Raw genomic sequence first — 18,641 nt, forward strand, 5'->3', positions numbered from 1 at the left:
TCCGGTGCGTGGTCGAAGACCATGCGCACCGCCCGTTCTTTCAGCTCCGGTGGATATCTCTTTTGTGTATTCATGGCTCCATCCTCTCAGACTATGGAGCCTCCAGGAAAGTCGGGGCGGTTCACTCAATGAAGATGGACGCATCTGGTGGGGCAAGAGTGGCAACAATATTCCACGTGTGAAGCGTTTTCTGACTGAAGTCAAAGAGGGCATGGTGCCCAATACCCTTTGGCTGCATGGCGAAGTTGGCAACACCCAGGAGGCAAAAAAGGAACTTCTTAGTATCTGTGACTTCGAGGATCCTCAGAGTGTGTTTATTACACCTAAACCGACACGTCTTATCCGTAGAATAATTGAAATGGCTTCAGACCAAGACTCATTGATACTTGATTCATTTGCAGGAAGTGGCACCACAGGACATGCGGTATTGCTAGCAAACCAAGCTGATGGGGGCAATCGCAGATTCATACTAGTAGAGATGGAACGGGATGTTTGCCAGAATGTGACTGCGCAACGATTGGAACGTGCAGTGCTGGGATTCACTAAGCATGACGAGAGGGGCACAAGAAGCATCGAAGGCCTCGGAGGTGGATTCCGTTATTGCAGGCTTGGTGCACCAATATTTGACGAAGAGGGTGGCATCAGTGCAGAAGTTAACTTCTCAGATCTAGCCGCCCATATATATTTCGCGGAAACAGGCAATCCAATTAGTATTGATACAGTCAACCAACATGAGTCACCACTGTTAGGAATTCATGAAGGAGTAGCAATATACCTGCTCTTCAACGGCGTCTTAGGAGATATAACAATCGATGGAGGTAACATACTTACTTCCTCAACGCTTTCGATGCTACCGGAACACAATGGCCCTAGAGTAATCTATGGTGAAGGTAGCAGGCTAGGACGGGAGCGAATGCGACGCGAGGGTATCACCTTCAAACAAATACCCTATGGGATTAAGGTAAATTGAAATGCTAACATTGTTGAATTACCAGCAAGAATGTTTACGCTGTCTTCGTGAGTATTTTTCGCACATAGGCTCAATGGGTGCTGCAACAGCTTTCTATCATTGCACACAACGTCCATACCATCCTGCCCCCAATCTTAGAGAATTACCATATGTTTGTATCCGTGTGCCGACTGGCGGGGGCAAGACCTTTATGGCTTGCCATGCCCTGGATATCGCAGCGAAGGAATATCTGCAGCAAGAACGCTTGGTATGTCTTTGGTTGGTTCCTAGTAACGCAATCCGTGAGCAGACACTTAAGGCTTTGCGTGATAGAGATCATTCATATAGACAGGCCATAGATACGGCATTCGCTGGCAATGTTGAAGTAATGGACCTATCAGAGGCACTTTTCATCCAGCCTAATACATTAAGAGGCGCTACCTGCATAATCGTATCGACCCTTGCGGCATTAAGGGTTGAAGATACAGAAGGCCGTAAAATATATGACTCTGCTGGAGCCCTTCAGCCCCATTTTTATGGCCTGCCATCTTTTCTCGAAGAGAAGCTTGAAAGGAACGGCGATGGTACAATCCCATATTCGCTGGCAAATGTAATGCGATTGTGGGAGCCGGTAATAATAATGGACGAAGCTCATAACGCCCGTACCAGGTTATCTTTCGAAACATTAGAGAGGTTCAATCCATCTTGCATAATAGAATTCACGGCAACCCCACAGTTGGAAAATGACCCAGGGCATGGGAAATATGCTAGTAATTTGATTGCGCATACATCAGCGGCACAACTTAAAGCCGAGCAAATGATAAAACTCCCGATAAAGCTGCATACAAGCCCCGACTGGAAAGAAATCTTGGCATATACAGTTCAATCACAGCGAACCCTTGAAGAGTTGTGTGTTAAGGAACAAGAGATGACGGGTGAATACATCAGACCCATTGCCCTGCTGCAGTCCCAACCGCACCACAGAGAAAGGGAGACAATCACGGCTGAGATAGTGAAGGAAGCCTTACTCAGCGACTGCAAAGTCCCAGAAGAGCAGGTTGCCTTGGCTACAGGTACACACAGAGAGATCGAAAACGTAAATCTCTTCGACACAGACTGCCCTATAAGATACATCATTACACAACAGGCGTTGAAGGAAGGATGGGATTGTTCCTTTGCATATATTTTCTGTAGCGTAGCTGATATTGGATCTGCTCGCGACGTTGAGCAGTTACTTGGTCGCGTACTTCGTCTACCGAATGCAAAGAGCAAACAATGTGAGGAATTGAACTGGGCTTATGCGACGGTTAGCTCCCAAAGATTCATTGATACGCTTAACAGCCTCGCTGAAGCATTAATTGAGAATGGCTTTGAAAGAATTGAGGCCCAGTCATTTATCGCACAAGAACCAACTGACGTGCCTTTATCGGGAACTTTGCTCTATACAGCCTATGTATCTGAGCAAGTACCCGAGGTACCGGACCTCTCTTCTCTTGAGGAGAGATTACAAGAACGAGTGGAATTCGATCCAGGGAACAAGACTCTAACTGTCTATGGGGCTTTGACTGAACCAGAGCATAGTGCATTGGAGGCATGTTTTCAAACACAGGAAGGCAAGCTAGTTATTCAGCGGCTAAATGAGGAGTTACAACAGAAAACAGCTGTTCTTTCTCAAGTAGCGGAGCCGGTGAGAGTTCCATCACTATGCATTAGAATAGACGGTCAACTAGAGCTATTCGAAGAATCCCACTTCCTTGACAATTTATGGAGCCTTACTGAATGCGATCCAGTACTGACAGAGAGCGATTTTCCTACTACAGTGGAGGCCCGCACAGATGGTGAAGTGGACGTTACGGAGGCCGGGACGATAGAAATCCGTTTCATTCAGGAAGTGCGCTCGCAGCTTTCAATGATGCGGATTGAGAGGGGTTGGTTGCAGCCCGAGCTAGTAAATTGGCTGGATAGAAATATTCTGCATCCGGATATCACCCGAACCCAAGCCACTCTTTTTATCTATCAAGTAGTTGGCCACCTTCACGAGAGCCGCGGAATGACCGTCGATCAGCTTGTCCATGAGAGATACCGCCTTCGCGATGCGATCGCCGCATTAATCGATAAGCATCGTGATGAAATGCGAAAAGAGGGATACCAGAAAACCCTTTTTGGGCCTCAGGCGGCAGAAATAGAAACAAGCCCCGATGTAACCCTTGATATCGGCCAGGCTACTTATGCACCACGCTGGTATTACAATGGAAGGTTTCAATTCCAGAAACATGCCTTCCCTCAAGTTGGAGAATTGGGCTCGGATGGAGAGGAATTTGAATGTGCCCAGTTCATCGACCAATTACCTCAGGTAAAACGATGGGTACGTAATCTAGATAGGCGCCCGGATTCCTCTTTCTGGCTTCAAACGGCATCAGATAGGTTTTACCCGGATTTCGTTGCTGAATTGGCGGATGGCAGATACTTGGTCGTGGAAAGCAAGGGCGAGCATTTATGGAGCAACGAAGATTCAAGGGAGAAACGCGCCGTCGGAGAGTTATGGGCGGCTCGTAGCAATGGGCAGTGTATATTCGTGATGCCCAGAGGACCGCAGTGGTCTGCCATAAATGATGCCATCAGAGCATGAGTAAATTGAATAGGATAGTTCTTAGAGATACCATTATATGGTATATTGTGTATTACAGTATAGGGATTATTGTGTGAAGGTATCAGATATTGATACGAATATGGGGTTGGAGGGATGAAGAATGATAAGGATTAATGCTAAAGGTTTAGCAAAGTACATGGCAGCAAGTCCGTCAACACAACGTCGAACCTTAAGGGACTATAAGAATCCAGATGATGAGAGTAGAGCAAAGATTATCTACTACAAAGAGGCTAGAGATTACATCCGCCGGTTTCATCAAGATAACAAAGATACTGATTGGCTACGACAGCAAGCTTCGATATTGAAATTAGTTGGTGAACAGGCTACGGGACAGACTGCTTCTCGCTTGAAAAATAATGCCAGAGCCCTCATCCAATATGCACATTACTTTGGAAATAAGACCTACACGCTTCTCGGCGACTTGAGCTTGCCAATGGACATAGCTGGCGTACGGGTTATTTGCACTCCGGATTTGTATGTAAGCGAGAACGATAGGGAGAAGTTGATCAAACTTGATTTCTTGGTGAAGGAACCAGACATAATGATTCCAAAGGTAATCTGTCAGCTGCTTTATGAAGCGGCAATTGCCACAGGTATTGATATAGCGAGTTCTGACGCGATATACATCGATGTTCCGCGAGGTAAGATGTACAAAAAAGCTAGAGGTGGGGCAAGAATCGTAAGAGATATTGAAGCAACATGTCAAAATATCGCTGCAATATGGGATTCAATTTAGGCGATGTCAAAAGAATCTTTAAGTTGGAACCCTCTACAAATTGTGCCCAAATTGTGCCCACTATATCGTTCAATATCATTAAGTATCAGCACATACCATTAACGTGACCTGTAAACATGCAGTTCAGGAAGACATATAATTACCAGCAAATTCCTTAATTCCGGCATCACGCCCTCGAAAGGCGTTGTGCTTCGAGAGCATTCTTCCCGTCCGATGCGGTTCAGGCGGGGACTATGGACTCGACACAGATGCCGTCCACGGGTATACTCTTGTCCACCCGCAGGCGGGCACCGGATGCCGTCACCACGGTGTCGTCCAGCACCATGGTGGCCTCGCACGCGTCCAGGTGCTCCGAACAGGCGTACCCGGCTGGGCACCTGCGGAAGGTATAGACGTTTTCCTGGGGGCCTCGGACCTCTTTCTCGTAGTCGCCGGCGCCCACCAGGGACAGGTAGACCTCCCAGTTGTGGATGGCGTTCTCGTACGAGGGCTCCTTTCTGAAGCCGAGGAAGGCGAGGCGCGGGGTCAGCTTTCCCAGTGCCCGGCTTGTCGCCTCCACCATCTTCCTCCCTCGCGGGACCCGTACCATAATGCGGCTCTCCATCCCTACCAGCTTCACTACCGGCTTCATGACCCCGGCCGCTACGGCGAGATCATCCATCGAGTTCTCCTTCCAGACTACGGAGGTGTAACGGAGAGACGCCTGTCCCGACAGCGGGAGCTTACCCGTTACCGGGCGGAGTTAGAAGGACCGCTCTCCTTGAGCCTTCCCGACAGGCACCTTCGCGTCCGCGGTGCGACAAGGCAGCGGCGGCTGTACGGACCGCCTCAGGCTTTGTACTTGCTGCGCAGCTCGCGCTTGAGGATCTTGCCGATGGAGCTCTTGGGCAGCGTCTCCAGGATGCGCACCTCGCGGGGCTGCTTGAAGGCGGGAAGGCGCTCGCGGCAGAACTCCAGGATCTCCTCGGCCGAGGCCTCGGCCCCCAGCTTCAGGGCTACGTAGGCCACGATCTCCTCGCCGTAGGTGGAGTCGGGGATGCCGATGACCGCCGCCTCGGCCACGGCGGGATGGGTATAGACGACCTCTTCTATCTGCATGGGCATGATGTTCTCGCCGCCCTTGATGATGATGTCCTTAACGCGGTCGGTGATATACAGATAACCGTCCTCATCGAGGTATCCGATGTCGCCGCTGTGCATCCAACCGCCGCGCAGCGCTTCCTCTGTTTCACGCGGCAGCTTGTGATAGCCCTTCATCACCTGCGGTCCCCGGATGACGATCTCTCCTATCTGGCCGGGCGGCAGCGGGTTGTCATCCTCGTCGAAGATGGCCAGTTCCATGTTCGGATAGGCCTTTCCGGTGGAACCGTCGCGCCATTCCTGGCTTGGCCGCAGGCAAGCTCCCATGCCCGCGGTCTCGGTCATGCCGTAGAGCTGGCGCATGCCGCAATCGAACTTGGCCATGAACTCGCGCCTCAGCTCCAGGGGCAGAGGGGCAGCGCCGGCAATGCAGTCCTTCAGCGAACTCGTATCGTAGGCATCGGCGTTGGGGTGGTTGAGGATGAGCGAGTACATGGTGGGGACGGCGGGGAAGAAGTTCACCCTGTACTTCTCGATCAGGCGCAGGCATTCCTCGGGGTCGAACCAGCGCATGAGTATGGCCTTGGTCTCAGGGATCTCGCTGAAGTTCCCGGAGTTCATGGCGCCCACGCCGTAGATGTGTGCCATGGGCAGGCACACCAGGGTTATCATGGCCTCGGTCACCTCGTTGGCGAGGTAGGCGCTCTCGGCTGCCGTGATGAGGTTCTCGTGGGTGAGCATGACCCCCTTGGGCTTGCCGGTGGTGCCCGATGTGTACATGAGGATGGCCACGTCGTCCGGCGCACGGTCCACGATCTCGAACTCGGGGGAGCTCTCGCCCAGCAGCCTCTCGTAAGAGAGGGTGCGCTCCGAGTCCTCTCCCCCCACCACGATGATATGGCGCAGCTTCTCCAGCCCTTCCACCGCCTCCAGTATCTTGGCAAGGAGGATGGTATCGGTGACCACGGCCACCGCCTCCGAATCCTCCAGGATGTAGCGGCACTCGTCGGCGGAGAGGACGAAGAGGATGGGCAACGCCGTGCCCCCGATGGCGTAGATCCCCCCGAAGGCCTCGAAGACCTCCGGGCAGTTGGACATGGTCACCGCCACCACGTCGTCCACGCCGATGCCCAGCCCCGTGAGGGCGTTGGCAAAGCGGCCGGACTTCTCCCTTGTCTCCACGTTGGTGATCTCCCGCCCCTCGAAGATCATGGACACGGTCTCTCCGACCCTCTCAACATGTTGTTCGCCCAGCATTCCCACGTTCATGCGATTACCTCCGCTTGGATCCGTGAGCGCCTAGCGCCCCCTGCTTTTCCCTCCCCGCCCGTGCCCGGCGGCGGTGTAATGTATTTTCCCCATCGCGCCCATTTCGTAACATGGTGCCGTGTACATCCGCCGCGATACTGTTTAGCTTATGCGAGACGGCCATGTTAATATCGCTTTGGGGGATCTACGCGATCGAACCTTAAGGGGGATACCGATGAGACCTTCGATCTTTACCTTCATTCACCGCCGCATCACGTTTTACGTGACGATCATCTCGGCGGCGGCCCTGCTCCTGACCTTGGTGCCTCTGGGGCCGGGCCTCGGGGCCGCGGGCACTTCGCCCCCCACCTATGAGGCGGCCACCTTCGACCTCTTCAGCATGTTCCCGCAGCAGTTCCTCTCCCCCGCCACGGGAAGGACCTGCACCTGGATGCCGCTGGAGACGCGCAACATCGCGGCCGGTGGCGACTGGACCTGGCTGTCGGCGCGGAGCGAGTCCCCCTATTTCAGCGCCCTGGTCATACCCCCGCTGGTGAGACCCGTGGGTGCCGGGGCCTCGGCGAAGTCCTGGGTCCTGGTATCGTGCTCCCCGGCGACGCCCGACGGCACCGTATGCTATATCGAGGTCACCGCCACGCGCGGCTCCGAGCGGCACCACGTCTGGCTTAAGGTGACCGCCCTGGCCTCGCAGCCACAGCTGGAGAACTCTACGGGAGACCTGCTGACCGGTCAGGGCTATCGCTCTCCCCTGCTGCAGGCCTGTGGCAGCGGGGCACTCTCCTGGTGCCTCGCGGCCACCAACCTGGGTGGCAACCAGGACACATACCACCTCGCCTACGAGGCGGACTTCCCCTGCCAGGTGAGGTTCGAGAACACCGGCGGAGCGGAGATCACCCAGCTGACCGCGGCCGGTCGTACCCACAACTACCTTTACTCCACGCCGGTCTACTTCTACGCAGAGGTCACCCCCACCGCCACCTTGCCCAAGAACCAGCCCTTGAGCGTGACCTTCATCCTCGGCCCGGGGTCGTACACCGCCGCCACTTCAAGGGTCACCGTGCAGGTGATGAACCCCGGCATGCTCTACTGCGCCAACGACATGGCCGGCATGCGTCCCCACGCGCACCAGGTGATGGCGGGCGAGACCACTTCCTTCATCTTCCATGTCACCAACCTCGACGCGGCCGCCGCCGACATCTCCCTGGACGTCACCGGTGGCGCCGGCGACTGGGAGGTGGGCCTGGACAGGGACACCATCACGGGGCTGGCGCCACGGCAGACCGGGCAAGCGGTGCTCACCGCCGTGTCCTCCCCGGCGGCTGCCCCAGGGGAACGCCTCGAGCTGACGGTGACCGCCACCAGCAGCCTGGGACGGGCAGAGAGCGTGCAGGTCGCCGCGGAGGTGACCGAGGTGCGCAACGTCTACTATTTCGCCATCGATTCCATGGACCCGGAGTACCTGGACCTTGACCGCTCCGGCACCGGTCCCGGCAGCGACGGCGACTGGCTCATGCCCAATCTGCACGCCTTCACCGCCGAGGGGGCGAACTACACCGACGCCAGGGTCTACCTGCCTTCGGCCACGGACATGAACCATACCAACGCCCTCGCCGGCACCTACACGGGGACCCAGGGCCTGTACATGGTGGGAGGCACCTTCACCGCGTTCACAGCGCACGACGAGATCGTAAGCGCCGCCAACTCCATGGACCTCATGCGTTACGGTCCCTCCGGGGAGCCCATCAAGCGCATCTACGAGGTGGCCAAAGACGAGACCGGGGGGGATTCCCTCACCGGCTTCTGGTCGAACAAGAACTGGCTGGCCAACATCGAGGGGGAGAGGACGGTGGACATCGTCGGCAACAGCGAGCGCTTCCCGCTCTTCTTCCCTCCCCCTTACAAGTACGGCGCGGCCGGCGACCCAAGCACGGACGAGGACCCCTCCGACCCGCTCTGCGGGCCCTTCTCGGCGTGCTTCTATACCGACACCACGCGCGAGGTGCTCATCCCGGCGCTGCTCGGCCAGTTCAACCTCATCCTGGGCCTCGGCCTCTACGTCATGCCCGTCGCCCTAATCGTCGGCAGGACGCCGGGCAACCACTGCGAGGACCGCTACCTCATGGACTCTTTCATGCGTTCCATCATCGAGGAAGACCCCGATGTCTGCTATATCAACGCCTCCGACCTCGACAACACCGGCCACTTCACCGGCAGCTCCTGGTACGCGGGCGAATGGGACACCAGGGGCACCGCGGGGGCGGCTGACGACACGAGCATGTTCAGCCCCTGGATGCGGCGGGACGACTGCCTGGACATCTGCCGCGAGATCGATGTGCTCTTCGCCGACTTCGTCCAGCTCCTCAAGGACCGGGGTGTCTACGACAACAGCATCATCGTGCTCCTTTCCGACCACGGCATGGAGAACATGAAGGACTACCGCAACGGTTACGAGGTTCTCGACCTGCGGCTCATCCTGCGGGACCAGGGCCTGCTCCACTTCGAGGACTACTACGAGGGCGGGGGGACGGAGATCAACTTCATCTGGTGCGACGACCCCGTAAAGCTGCAGGCCATCGAGGGCATCCTGGAGTCATATACCGTGGACGACCCCGAGCTGGGACCGGTGCAGCCCCTCATGGTCATCAACCGCGAGGAGACCGTCTCCGGGGTGGACTTCGGCGAGCTGGGGCACGTGCGCCCCATGGAGCTATACTCCGAGTTCTGGGCTAACCACCCGGACGAGCCCGGCGGGCACATCTGGCCGGACCTCTTCATCTTCCCCAGGTACAACTACAACGTCGCGGCACACGGCCAGGTGCTGGCCAGCGCTATCAACCCGGTGGGCATAACCCTGGGGAACGTCCCCGACAGCGTGGAGGTGGGCTTCCCCGGCGCCCACGGCGGGCTGCAGACCGCGCACATGCCGCTGGTCTTCAAGGCGCCCTCGGGCTGGCCGGACTACGTGCCCGGGACGGTAGTCGCGGAAGAGGTGGAGATCGGCGATATCGCGCCGACCATCTACGGGATACTGGGCTGGGAAGCCCCGGACTGCGTGGACGGGGAACCCCTGCCTGACTAGCCCGGCCGGAGCTTTGGGCAGCAAGGGGCGCGGGAGACCGCGCCCTTCAGGCGAGCCTACCTGATCTATGCTTGCATGCGCCGCCCTGCGGGCGTCGCTGTCGCTTACGCGATGCGACAGGTGCGCAGACCACACGTGCCAGGCGTCATTCTTAGTGCGTGGCGGCTTTGGCGATGCGCACGTCCTGGGCGTTGGTACCTCCCGCCACGCCGATGGAGCCGGCCAGTGCGCCTTCCGCGTCGAGGATGGGAATCCCGCCAGGTATGGGGCAGACCCTCTCGTTCCAGCCGCCGCCGGGTATGCCCAGTCCGGGAAGGCCCTTGACCCCGTAGGCGGATATGTCCGAACTGGGCATGCGGAATGCGGCGGCCGTCCACGCCTTGTCGCGGGCGAGCTCGGCGGTGGGATAAGGGGCGCCGTCCATGCGGTAGAGCACCCTGGGCCAGCCCTCCGCGTCACTGAGGCAGACGCTCACCGCCAGCCCCAGCTCCTCCGCCTTGGCCATAGCGGCCTCGACGACCTCGATATAAGCATCCAGCCTGCTCTCGAGCGGGGGGTCCTCGGCGTCGTACATGGCCGACCAGCAGCGCTGGCTAACGGTGTTGTCGTCCGAGGCGGATGGCGTGCCGCTGGTGCCCACGCCGCCGATGACCGCCATGTCTTTGTCTCGGATGGGGATGCCCCCCATGATGGTGGTCAGCCTTCCCTTGTGCTTGAACTGAAGCCCCATGCCGTGATGGCCCAGCGGGAGCTGCTCCAGGGGCATCAGCGCGGTGCGGGGCTCGGTCATACGCCCCAGCATGAGGGTGGGGGCGAGGAAGACCGCCGAGGTCCAGGCCTTCTCCACCCCGATATCGAAGGTGGCGGGGGGAGCGCCTTCCATGCGGTGTCCCGCGATCACCGCGCCCGCCTTGTCCACCACCACGATGCTGCAGGGCCAGCCGATGAGGTCGCCCGCCACGCGCTCCGCCGCCTGCAGCCCCTTGCGCGCGAGGTACAGTGTGACCACGTCTATCTCGTTGGGATTGGCCATATTCATCCCTCCCCTCGCGGTCCCGGCCAGTCAGCGGTGGCGATGAGGTCGGCCCTGGACTTCGAGACGTTCTTTGCGATAACGTCTCCCGTCCTGACGGGAGGTCTTACCTTCACCTTCACCGTCTCCTGCATGATGGGCGCCAGCAGCGCCTTGGGGACCGGACGCGAGGTCCGCACCGGCAGCAGAGGGAAGCCCTCGTCGCCGGTACGCACGGTGGCGGTGAGGGTGCGCACCGGGTTCTCCAGTTCCTTGAGCACATACTTCTCACCCTGCCTGCAGTCCGCGCCCTTCAGGCCGGCTATGTTGCCTTTCCTGTCCCTGAGCACGGTCACCCGGCATCCCAGCGGGCACCCTATGCAGACAACCGTCTCCCGGGGCGCCATCTCAACCACTCCCTTTCGTGTCGCAGTCCACCACGAGTTCCCCTTTGATACCCGATTTCCGCAGCGCCTCTCCCTCGAGGTCGAGGACGATCATCTCGCTGGGCCGTACGGAGCGGAACTTCTTTTTGAGCACGCCGCCCACGTCCAATCTTGCGCTGAGCCCGGGCTCCTTGACCCGCATGTGCAGGGTCACGTCGCCGGCGCCGGAGATGAGCTGGGGGACGACGTACCTGACGTTCTTTCCAGGGACGACCTTGATCCCCGCGGTGCGCTTTGCTCTTCCCTTGTCCGCGAAGACGGCGGCGGAGCGTCCGGCCACCTCCGCCTCCCTGCTCACCCAGTCCACCAGGTCGTGCACCTGTACCACGTTGCCGCCGGCGAAGATACCCGGGACGCTGGTCTGGCGGTCCTGGTCCACCACCGGTCCTCCGGTCACGGGGTCGAGCGCGACGCCTGCCCTCCTGGAGAGCTCGTTCTCGGGGATGAGGCCGGCGGAGATGAGCAGGCAGTCACAGGGGATGAGCCTCTCGGTGCCCTGCATGGGCTGCCGCTGTGCGTCCACCCTGCACACCGTAACCCCCTCCACCCTCTCCTCGCCGTGGATGAAGGATACGGTATGCTCCAGCAGCAGGGGGATGCCGAAATCGTGCAGGCACTGCACCTCGTTGCGGATGAGGCCCCCCGGCCAGGGCATGATCTCCACCACCGCCTCGACCTTCGCCCCCTCCAGGGTGAGGCGTCGGGCCATGATCATACCGATGTCTCCTGAGCCCAGGACGACGTAGCGCGAGCCGGGCATGTATCCCTCTATGTTCACGAACCTCTGGCAGGTCCCGGCCGTAAGCACCCCGGCCGGCCTGGTGCCCGGTATCCCCACCGCCCCCCGCGACCTCTCGCGGCAGCCCATGGCCAGCACCACCGCTCCCGGCCTGAACTTCATGTAGCCGTGTTTGCGGCTCACCGCGGTTATCTCCCTCTTTTCGTCCAGGTCGATGACCATGGTCTCCAACTGTGTCTCCACGCCCATGTCCACGGCTCTGTCCATGAAGGCCTTCTCGTATTCCGGCCCCGTCATATCCTGCTCGAAATAGACCAACCCGAAACCGTTGTGGATGCATTGCGGGAGCAACCCTCCCAGCTGTTCCGCCCTCTCGATGATGAGCACGTTCTCCGCTCCCTGCTCGCGGGCGGCGATGGCGGCGGCCAGCCCCGCGGGCCCCGCCCCGATCACGGCGACGTCGACCCGTTTAGCCATCTCTGCCCCCTTTCTCCAGGAGCTGCTTGGTCCGCAGGGGCACCTGGGTGGAGTCCCTCCCCGCCTTGGTGACCTCGGTCTCCGGGATGCCCAGTTCCCTGGCGATGATGCGGGTGACGCGGGGGCCGCAGAACCCGCCCTGGCAGCGGCCGGTGCCGGGACGCACCCTGAACTTCACGCCGTCCAGGGTGGTGGCGCCGCGCTTTACGGCCTCGACTATCTCGCCCTCGGTCACCGTCTCGCAGCGGCAGACCACGTGCCCGTAGCGCGGGTCCTTCTTGACCAGAGCGGCCCTCTCCTTGTCCGAGAGCTTGCTGAAATCGGGGATGTCCTTGCGGTGGGGGTTGAACTTCGGGTCCGGCTCCATCTGCAGGCCGTCCTTCTGCAGTATCTCCACCACCTCCAGGGCCGCGCCCGGGCTGGCGCTCACCCCGGGGTAACCGATGGTCATGTTGATGAAGCGGGGCACGCGCTCGGACATGGCCACCTCGCATTCGTGCCAACCGATCTCGAAGTTGCGGAACATGAGGTAGCCGCAGAAGGAGTTGATGACGTCCTTGTCCGAGATGTCCGGGATGAGCTTGCGGGCGTTCTTCAGCGCCAGCCTGGTCATGTGCTCGGTTGTGGAACGGTCGTGGCGCCTGTTTATCTGCAACTGGATGCCGAAGAGCAGGTTGCCCTCGACCGTGGGCACCACGATGTTCATGTCTCCGGGCTCCTCCGGTATCACCGCCAGCAGGCTGCTCGCCAGCTCGGAGCAGTTCCTGTCCAGCACGCCCACCTGGCCCTTGATGGGGAAGAGGACGAAGTCGTCGGCGCCCAGCATGGCCGCTATGCGGTCAACCCACTCGCCGGCCGCGTTGATGAGGTAGCGCGCCTTTATCTCCCCCTGGTCCGTCCGCACCGTGAACCCGCCGTGCTCCGCCTCGATTCCGGTCACCTCGGTCTCCAGCATCAGCCTGGCCCCGTTGGCGGTGGCGTTCTCCATCATGGCCTGGGTGAGGTAGACGGGGTGCACCACGGCGATCTCCGGGTCGTGGAGCCCGCCCTTTATCTCCGGCGATATGAAGGGCTCCAGCTCCCTCAGCTCGCTGTAAGCGTAGTATTTGTCCGACCCCAGGCCCAGGCTCTCGGTGCGCCTGGCCAGCTTGTCCAGCTTCTCTTTCTTCACCTGGTCCCGGATGAGCAGCCAGCCCCCCACCCGAATGAAGGGGACCTCGAGCTCCTCGCACAGGGGCTCCATGAGCGGCAGGGCCCTCCAGAGCAGCCTGGTGCGGTGGTACTCGGGACGGAACTCCAGGGTGTCCCTGCCCTGGCAGACCACGCCGACGTTGGCCTTGGTGATGCCCCAGCCAACGTCGGCCCTCTTCTCGACCACGGTGACGTCGGTCTTGTACCTTGACAGCTCCCTGGCGGTGGCGGCGCCGAGGATGCCGGCGCCGATGATGAGGACCTCGGTCTCGAGATCAGGCATGGCGAATCCCCCTCCCTCTTCACGTAGCGGCCATAGTAAATAGTATAGAGCATATGTAAACCTACACGGCGAACGGTTTCTCCCGCAGGATGCACCGCCGTTATGTGTATCGGGCACGGCGGCGAAAAGCGGGGGGTAACCACTAGTTAATTGCATATTGCAAAGTTTTCTAATTTCAATTATCCTGGTTAAAGGAGCCGTGAGTCAGCGGAGCTGTCCGCGGCCGCGCCAGATGACGAAGGTAACGCGGGTCAGTGTGCGGCCTTGACGGATGTGATAGAAATGAATGGGAGATTGCGATATGAGGAACAAGTTCGACATCAGGGGCAAGACAGCACTTATAACAGGGGGCGGGAGCGGCATAGGTTTCGCCATCGCGGCGAGGCTCGCGAACAGGGGGGCCGTACCCATCGTCCTCGACGTCAGCCGTGATTCCCTCGACCGGGCCGTGGGGGAACTCAAGGGTGAGGGTTACGAGGCGTACGGCTACCAGGCCGACGTGACCAGCATCGAGGAGCTGCGGAGGATCAAGGACGAGCTGGAGGCGGAGGGCTTGAGCCCGGACATCCTGGTCAATTGTGCCGGCATCACCCTCATCGCCCACGTCACCGCCACCGAGCACGAGGAGTGGCAGCGCATCATAGACGTCAACCTCATGGGCACCATCAACACCATCGAGACCTTCGTGCCGGCGATGACGGAGCGCGGGTGCGGCCACGTCGTAAACATCGGGTCCATAGACGGCATCATACCGATCCCGGGGCAGTCGGCTTACTGCGCGAGCAAGTTCGCCGTGACCGGGCTCACCGAGGTCCTGCATTACGACCTCAGGGGCAACGGTGTGGGCGTGACCCTGGTCTGTCCCGGTTATGTGAAGACGCCCCTCGCGAACACCTCCACCCTGAAGGACTTTCCCCTCCACTTCAGGGGGGCGCGTCTGGTGGAGAGGTTACTGCTCAGCCTGGGCGGCTCACCCCGCAAGCTGGCCTTCCGCGTGGTCGAGGCCATCACCCATGACAGGTTCCTGCTCATCCCGGGCCTGCCCAGCAGGACCATGTACCACTACCGCCGCCTCTTCCCCCGCCTCGCCACCCGTTCCGGGCTGGGTGTGGCCAAGTTCTTCGCCTGGTGGCGGAAGAAAGTCCCCAAGCGCACCATGCAGTCCATCTGAGGGTTCAGGCCCTGCTGTCGCTCAAGTAGTCCTTGGCCTTGCGGGCGTTGTGCCACCCCTCGCTGCGGACCTCGTGCCCCTCCAGCCTCTTGTAGGTGAGGAAGAAGTTCTCTATCTCATCGAGGAGGGATTCCGGCAGCTCGTACAGGTCCTTGATCTGCCCCCAGCGGGGATCGCTGAGGGGCACGCCGATCACCTTGTTGTCCCCGCCCTTCTCGTCCCGCATCTCCAGGTAGCCTATGGGTTTGGCCTCGACGAGGCAACCGGGGAAGGTGGGCTCCTCGATGAGCACCAGCACATCCACCTCGTCGCCGTCCTCGGCCATGGTGCCAATCGCGTAGCCGTAATCAGCGGGGTAGTGGACGGAACTGGAGAGGACGCGGTTCAGCTTGATCCTGCCGCTTTCCGGATCGTACTCGTACTTGTTGCGTGAGCCCTTGGGTATCTCCACGATGACTTTGATAATATCTGGAAACCGGTTGTCCATATGCTATCACCCCTCTGCAATCCGCCATCGCGCCGGGACAAAGCCGAGTATAATACTTTGCCCGCCAGGATTTCCATTTCCACCACCGGCCACGTTGACGGGGGGAGGTCGCTCGCTGTAAGATAAACCGACTAGTTGGTATGTTTAAGGGGAGCGCGTTGCCCGAGACCATTGCCAGGACCGCCAGGGGAGAGAAGACGCGCCGGCGCATCGTCGGCCACGCCACCCTGCTCATGTACGAAAAAGGGTTCGCCAGGACCACCGTGGACGACGTCATCGCCGCGGCGGGGGTGACCAAGGGCAGCTTCTACTTCCACTTCGCATCCAAGGAGGAGCTCGGTTACGCGGTTATCGAGAACGCCTCCAGCCACATCCTGGGAAGAATGCGGGAGTCCCTGGACCGGCATGACCTCACGCCCTACGAGCGTGTCGAGGCCATGCTCCGTTGCAGCCAGGACATCGTGGAGGCGGCGGACTGCTCGCGCGGCTGCATCCTGGGGAACCTGGCACTGGAGACCAGCCATTCCAACGATGCCTTCCGGGAGAGGATAGCCCGGGCCTTCCACGACTGGTCACGGCTCATCGCCTCGGAACTGGAGAAGATGAGGCTCGAGGGGGAGCTTCCACAGGACTTCGACAGTGCCAGCTACGCGGATTTCGCCATCAGCGCCCTGGAGGGCGGGATCATGATCAGCAAGGTCACCCAGGACCCCGCGCCCATGCGCAACAGCGTGGCCCTGATACTCAAGCAGTTCACGGACCTGCAAGAAAGAACTCATGCGGTCAAGAGGAGGTAATGCACATGGCGGACGACGTTTACGTGGCCCTGGCGAAGCACCTGGACGAGATGCCCATCGGGGCCCCCATGAGTGACGAGCTCATGGGGATACTGCGCATCCTTTTCACCCCGGAGGAGGCGGAGTTGGGGAAGAGCCTGCCCTTCATGAACTCTACCCTGGAGGAGATCTCGGACGCGGTGGGCATGCCGGTCGGGGAGCTGGAGGGCACGCTGGACGGCATGGTCTCCAAGGGGACCGTGTTCCGGAGCGTAAAGGGCGGGGTTGCGAAATACCGCCTGCTCCCCACGGTGGTTGGTTTCTCCGAGACGCCCTTCTGGCCCGGCCAGGACAACGAGAGGGTGCGAGCCCTGGCCCCGTTGTGGAACAGCTATTTCAAGGCCGCCTTCGCCAAGGAGATCGGCGACCGCAAGACCCCCATCCTGAGGGTGGTGCCCATCGCAGAGGAGATCGCCTCCGGCACGGAGGTGCTGCCCTTCGAGACGGTGAGCAAGCTGGTGGAGGAGGCCGACTACCGCGTGGTGGCCTACTGCCCCTGCCGCCAGTTCAGGGCGTACGTAGGCGAGGGGTGCGAGCACGAGCGCGAGAACTGCTTCCACTTCGGCTCCATGGGGCGCTACATGGTCGAACAGGGCATGGGCAGGGAGGTGACCCTGGAGGAGACCCTGCGCAAGCTGCGCGAGGCCCACGAGGAGGGGCTGGTCTTCTCCACTGACAACTACGGGGGCAAGGTCTCCACCATCTGCTGCTGCTGCGGCTGCTGCTGCGGTTTCATCCAGGCCAGGAAAGAACTGGGCTACGCCAACGCCATGTCCCCCTCCAGCTATGCCGCCGCGGTGGACGAGGAGTCCTGCGTCGGGTGCGGCGACTGCCAGGAGCGCTGCCCGGTGGGGGCCATCGCCCTGGACGACGGGGAGACAGCCCGGGTGGACGAGACCCTGTGCCTGGGATGCGGCGTGTGCATCCCCACCTGTTCGGGGGAGGCCCTGGTGCTGCAGCGCCGCGGGGACGCCGGGGAGATCCTCTCTCTGCCAGAGTTCGTGGCCGCGCAGATGGCAGAGAAGCAATAGCGGGAGAAAGGTCTCCGCGATCCGAGGAGGAGGATGTACATGACGGATGTTGTTTACGAGCGGCTGCGGGAGTTATTGGACCGGCATCCAACCGGGTGCCCGGCCGCGCCCGAGATCATCGAGATATTGCAGGCGTTCTTCACCGTGGAGGAGGCGGAGGTGGCCCTGGGGCTGGGTTTCCGGCCCTTCAAGGTGGCCGATGTCGCCCGCCGCGCCGGAGTCGATGAAGCTACCGCCGAGAGGTGCCTGGTTTCCCTGGCCGACAAGGCGGTGGTCTTCGTGCGTGAAAAGGAGGGGGTGCGCGGATATGCCCTCCTCCCGGTCATGCCCGGTATCTTCGAATTCCCCTACATGAAAGGGATGAGCGAGGAGATGCGCGCCAGGCTGACCCCCCTGTGGAGGAGCTACCTGCCGAAACTGGGCAGGGAGTTCGGCGGCACCGAGACCAGGTTCTCCCGCATCATCCCCATCCAGGAGGAGGTGGAGAGCGAGCCGGGCGTCCTCCCCTACCAGAAGGTCTACGAGATGATCGACAACGCCAGGGTGGTGGGCATCGGCACTTGCGCCTGCCGTGACATGGAACGCAGGTGCAACGCGCCGCGAGAGGCGTGCATGCTCTTCGACGAGACCTGCACCTACCTGGTGGAGCGGGGGTTCGGCCGCTATCTCAGCAAGGAGGAGATGAAAGAGAAGCTGCGGGAGTTCGACGAGGCGGGCCTGGTGCACCAGATCAACAATGTGCAGGAGAGCCTGACCTTCGTGTGCAACTGCTGCACCTGCTGCTGCGGCCTGCTGCGCATGAGCCTGCAATGGGGCAACGCGCCGGTCTTCACCCCCTCCGGGTTTTCTCCGGCGGTCGATACGGAGCTGTGCACGGGTTGCGGTATCTGCGCGGACGAGAGGTGCCCCGTCGGCGCCATCGAAGTGGTTGAAGGGGCCGCGGTGGTGGCCCGCGACCGCTGCATCGGATGCGGGCTCTGCGTCAGCGGTTGCCCCGAGGAAGCCCTGCGCCTGGTCAGAGACGAGGAATACCGCGAACCCCCGCGGACTACCGGCGAGATGGGCATGAAGATCCTGCAGGAGAAGGGCAAGCTGGAGGCCTTCCTCGAGGTCATCAAACCTTAAGAGGTCATTAAGGGGGCCAGGTCTTGGATTTTGGATACTCCGGTATCTAAAGATAGTAAAGGGATTTTCATAGGCGATGA

Annotated in this window: 15 protein-coding genes; 8 read left to right on the top strand and 7 right to left on the bottom strand. The window is 60.2% G+C overall.

Going from position 1 to position 18,641, the window contains the following annotated elements; translation table 11 throughout:
- The 3 genes from AB1384_10750 to AB1384_10760 all read left to right on the top strand — a co-directional run.
- Nucleotides 1-970, top strand: a 970-nt coding sequence (locus AB1384_10750; GenBank protein MEW6554751.1) for a DNA methyltransferase, incomplete at its 5' end; no start/stop codon positions are given.
- Between the two features lies 1 nt (nucleotide 971).
- Nucleotides 972-3,578 (top strand): DEAD/DEAH box helicase family protein, encoded by a 2,607-nt coding sequence (locus AB1384_10755; GenBank protein MEW6554752.1) that lies wholly within the window; start codon nucleotides 972-974, stop codon nucleotides 3,576-3,578.
- Nucleotides 3,579-3,699: 121 nt separating this feature from the next.
- The gene (locus AB1384_10760; protein ID MEW6554753.1) at nucleotides 3,700-4,335 is read left to right on the top strand and encodes a hypothetical protein; all 636 of its coding nucleotides are present in this window, start codon (nucleotides 3,700-3,702) and stop codon (nucleotides 4,333-4,335) included.
- 220 nt (nucleotides 4,336-4,555) lie between these two features.
- On the opposite strand, the gene AB1384_10765 is transcribed toward AB1384_10760, so the two are convergent.
- Complete coding sequence (locus tag AB1384_10765) at nucleotides 4,556-4,996, bottom strand: hypothetical protein (protein ID MEW6554754.1); 441 nt, start codon at nucleotides 4,994-4,996, stop codon at nucleotides 4,556-4,558.
- A gap of 167 nt (nucleotides 4,997-5,163) precedes the next feature.
- Nucleotides 5,164-6,684, bottom strand: coding sequence for a long-chain-fatty-acid--CoA ligase (locus AB1384_10770; GenBank protein ID MEW6554755.1), 1,521 nt, complete (start codon nucleotides 6,682-6,684; stop codon nucleotides 5,164-5,166).
- Between the two features lie 214 nt (nucleotides 6,685-6,898).
- Between AB1384_10770 and AB1384_10775 the strand changes: the two genes are divergently transcribed.
- Nucleotides 6,899-9,763 (top strand): alkaline phosphatase family protein, encoded by a 2,865-nt coding sequence (locus tag AB1384_10775; protein ID MEW6554756.1) that lies wholly within the window; start codon nucleotides 6,899-6,901, stop codon nucleotides 9,761-9,763.
- Between the two features lie 151 nt (nucleotides 9,764-9,914).
- On the opposite strand, the gene AB1384_10780 is transcribed toward AB1384_10775, so the two are convergent.
- Genes AB1384_10780 through AB1384_10795 form a run of 4 tightly spaced genes read right to left on the bottom strand, consistent with a single transcriptional unit; the run spans nucleotide 9,915 to nucleotide 13,911 of the window.
- Complete coding sequence (locus AB1384_10780) at nucleotides 9,915-10,796, bottom strand: heme-binding protein (protein MEW6554757.1); 882 nt, start codon at nucleotides 10,794-10,796, stop codon at nucleotides 9,915-9,917.
- Nucleotides 10,797-10,798: 2 nt separating this feature from the next.
- Nucleotides 10,799-11,182 (bottom strand): DUF1667 domain-containing protein, encoded by a 384-nt coding sequence (locus AB1384_10785; protein MEW6554758.1) that lies wholly within the window; start codon nucleotides 11,180-11,182, stop codon nucleotides 10,799-10,801.
- Nucleotide 11,183: 1 nt separating this feature from the next.
- Nucleotides 11,184-12,437, bottom strand: a complete 1,254-nt coding sequence (locus AB1384_10790) for an FAD-dependent oxidoreductase (GenBank protein MEW6554759.1) — start codon at nucleotides 12,435-12,437, stop codon at nucleotides 11,184-11,186.
- The gene (locus AB1384_10795) at nucleotides 12,430-13,911 is read right to left on the bottom strand and encodes an FAD-dependent oxidoreductase (GenBank protein MEW6554760.1); all 1,482 of its coding nucleotides are present in this window, start codon (nucleotides 13,909-13,911) and stop codon (nucleotides 12,430-12,432) included. The genes AB1384_10790 and AB1384_10795 overlap by 8 nt, the downstream gene beginning before the upstream one ends.
- Nucleotides 13,912-14,212: 301 nt before the next feature.
- On the opposite strand from AB1384_10795, the gene AB1384_10800 reads away from it, so the two are divergent.
- Nucleotides 14,213-15,082 (top strand): SDR family NAD(P)-dependent oxidoreductase, encoded by an 870-nt coding sequence (locus AB1384_10800; GenBank protein ID MEW6554761.1) that lies wholly within the window; start codon nucleotides 14,213-14,215, stop codon nucleotides 15,080-15,082.
- Between the two features lie 4 nt (nucleotides 15,083-15,086).
- On the opposite strand, the gene AB1384_10805 is transcribed toward AB1384_10800, so the two are convergent.
- The gene (locus AB1384_10805) at nucleotides 15,087-15,569 is read right to left on the bottom strand and encodes an inorganic diphosphatase (protein MEW6554762.1); all 483 of its coding nucleotides are present in this window, start codon (nucleotides 15,567-15,569) and stop codon (nucleotides 15,087-15,089) included.
- 158 nt (nucleotides 15,570-15,727) lie between these two features.
- On the opposite strand from AB1384_10805, the gene AB1384_10810 reads away from it, so the two are divergent.
- Genes AB1384_10810 through AB1384_10820 form a run of 3 tightly spaced genes read left to right on the top strand, consistent with a single transcriptional unit; the run spans nucleotide 15,728 to nucleotide 18,561 of the window.
- Nucleotides 15,728-16,366, top strand: a complete 639-nt coding sequence (locus tag AB1384_10810; GenBank protein MEW6554763.1) for a TetR family transcriptional regulator C-terminal domain-containing protein — start codon at nucleotides 15,728-15,730, stop codon at nucleotides 16,364-16,366.
- 5 nt (nucleotides 16,367-16,371) lie between these two features.
- Nucleotides 16,372-17,436 carry a 4Fe-4S binding protein gene (locus tag AB1384_10815; GenBank protein ID MEW6554764.1) on the top strand — a complete coding sequence of 355 codons (1,065 nt, stop codon included), beginning with the start codon at nucleotides 16,372-16,374 and terminating at the stop codon, nucleotides 17,434-17,436.
- 39 nt (nucleotides 17,437-17,475) lie between these two features.
- Nucleotides 17,476-18,561: a 4Fe-4S binding protein gene (locus AB1384_10820; GenBank protein ID MEW6554765.1), complete on the top strand. Its 1,086-nt coding sequence runs from the start codon at nucleotides 17,476-17,478 to the stop codon at nucleotides 18,559-18,561.
- Nucleotides 18,562-18,641: the final 80 nt, after the last annotated feature.

The organism is Actinomycetota bacterium (assembly GCA_040757835.1).
GTDB lineage: Bacteria > Actinomycetota > Geothermincolia > Geothermincolales > RBG-13-55-18 > SURF-21.

Bases quoted from the DNA above. Each gene is read 5' to 3' on its own strand.
- AB1384_10755 (MEW6554752.1), top strand. From the start codon at position 972: ATGCTAACATTGTTGAATTACCAGCAAGAATGTTTACGCTGTCTTCGT.
- AB1384_10760 (MEW6554753.1), top strand. From the start codon at position 3,700: ATGATAAGGATTAATGCTAAAGGTTTAGCAAAGTACATGGCAGCAAGT.
- AB1384_10765 (MEW6554754.1), bottom strand. From the start codon at position 4,996: ATGGATGATCTCGCCGTAGCGGCCGGGGTCATGAAGCCGGTAGTGAAG.
- AB1384_10770 (MEW6554755.1), bottom strand. From the start codon at position 6,684: ATGAACGTGGGAATGCTGGGCGAACAACATGTTGAGAGGGTCGGAGAG.
- AB1384_10775 (MEW6554756.1), top strand. From the start codon at position 6,899: ATGAGACCTTCGATCTTTACCTTCATTCACCGCCGCATCACGTTTTAC.
- AB1384_10780 (MEW6554757.1), bottom strand. From the start codon at position 10,796: ATGGCCAATCCCAACGAGATAGACGTGGTCACACTGTACCTCGCGCGC.
- AB1384_10785 (MEW6554758.1), bottom strand. From the start codon at position 11,182: ATGGCGCCCCGGGAGACGGTTGTCTGCATAGGGTGCCCGCTGGGATGC.
- AB1384_10790 (MEW6554759.1), bottom strand. From the start codon at position 12,437: ATGGCTAAACGGGTCGACGTCGCCGTGATCGGGGCGGGGCCCGCGGGG.
- AB1384_10795 (MEW6554760.1), bottom strand. From the start codon at position 13,911: ATGCCTGATCTCGAGACCGAGGTCCTCATCATCGGCGCCGGCATCCTC.
- AB1384_10800 (MEW6554761.1), top strand. From the start codon at position 14,213: ATGAGGAACAAGTTCGACATCAGGGGCAAGACAGCACTTATAACAGGG.
- AB1384_10805 (MEW6554762.1), bottom strand. From the start codon at position 15,569: ATGGACAACCGGTTTCCAGATATTATCAAAGTCATCGTGGAGATACCC.
- AB1384_10815 (MEW6554764.1), top strand. From the start codon at position 16,372: ATGGCGGACGACGTTTACGTGGCCCTGGCGAAGCACCTGGACGAGATG.
- AB1384_10820 (MEW6554765.1), top strand. From the start codon at position 17,476: ATGACGGATGTTGTTTACGAGCGGCTGCGGGAGTTATTGGACCGGCAT.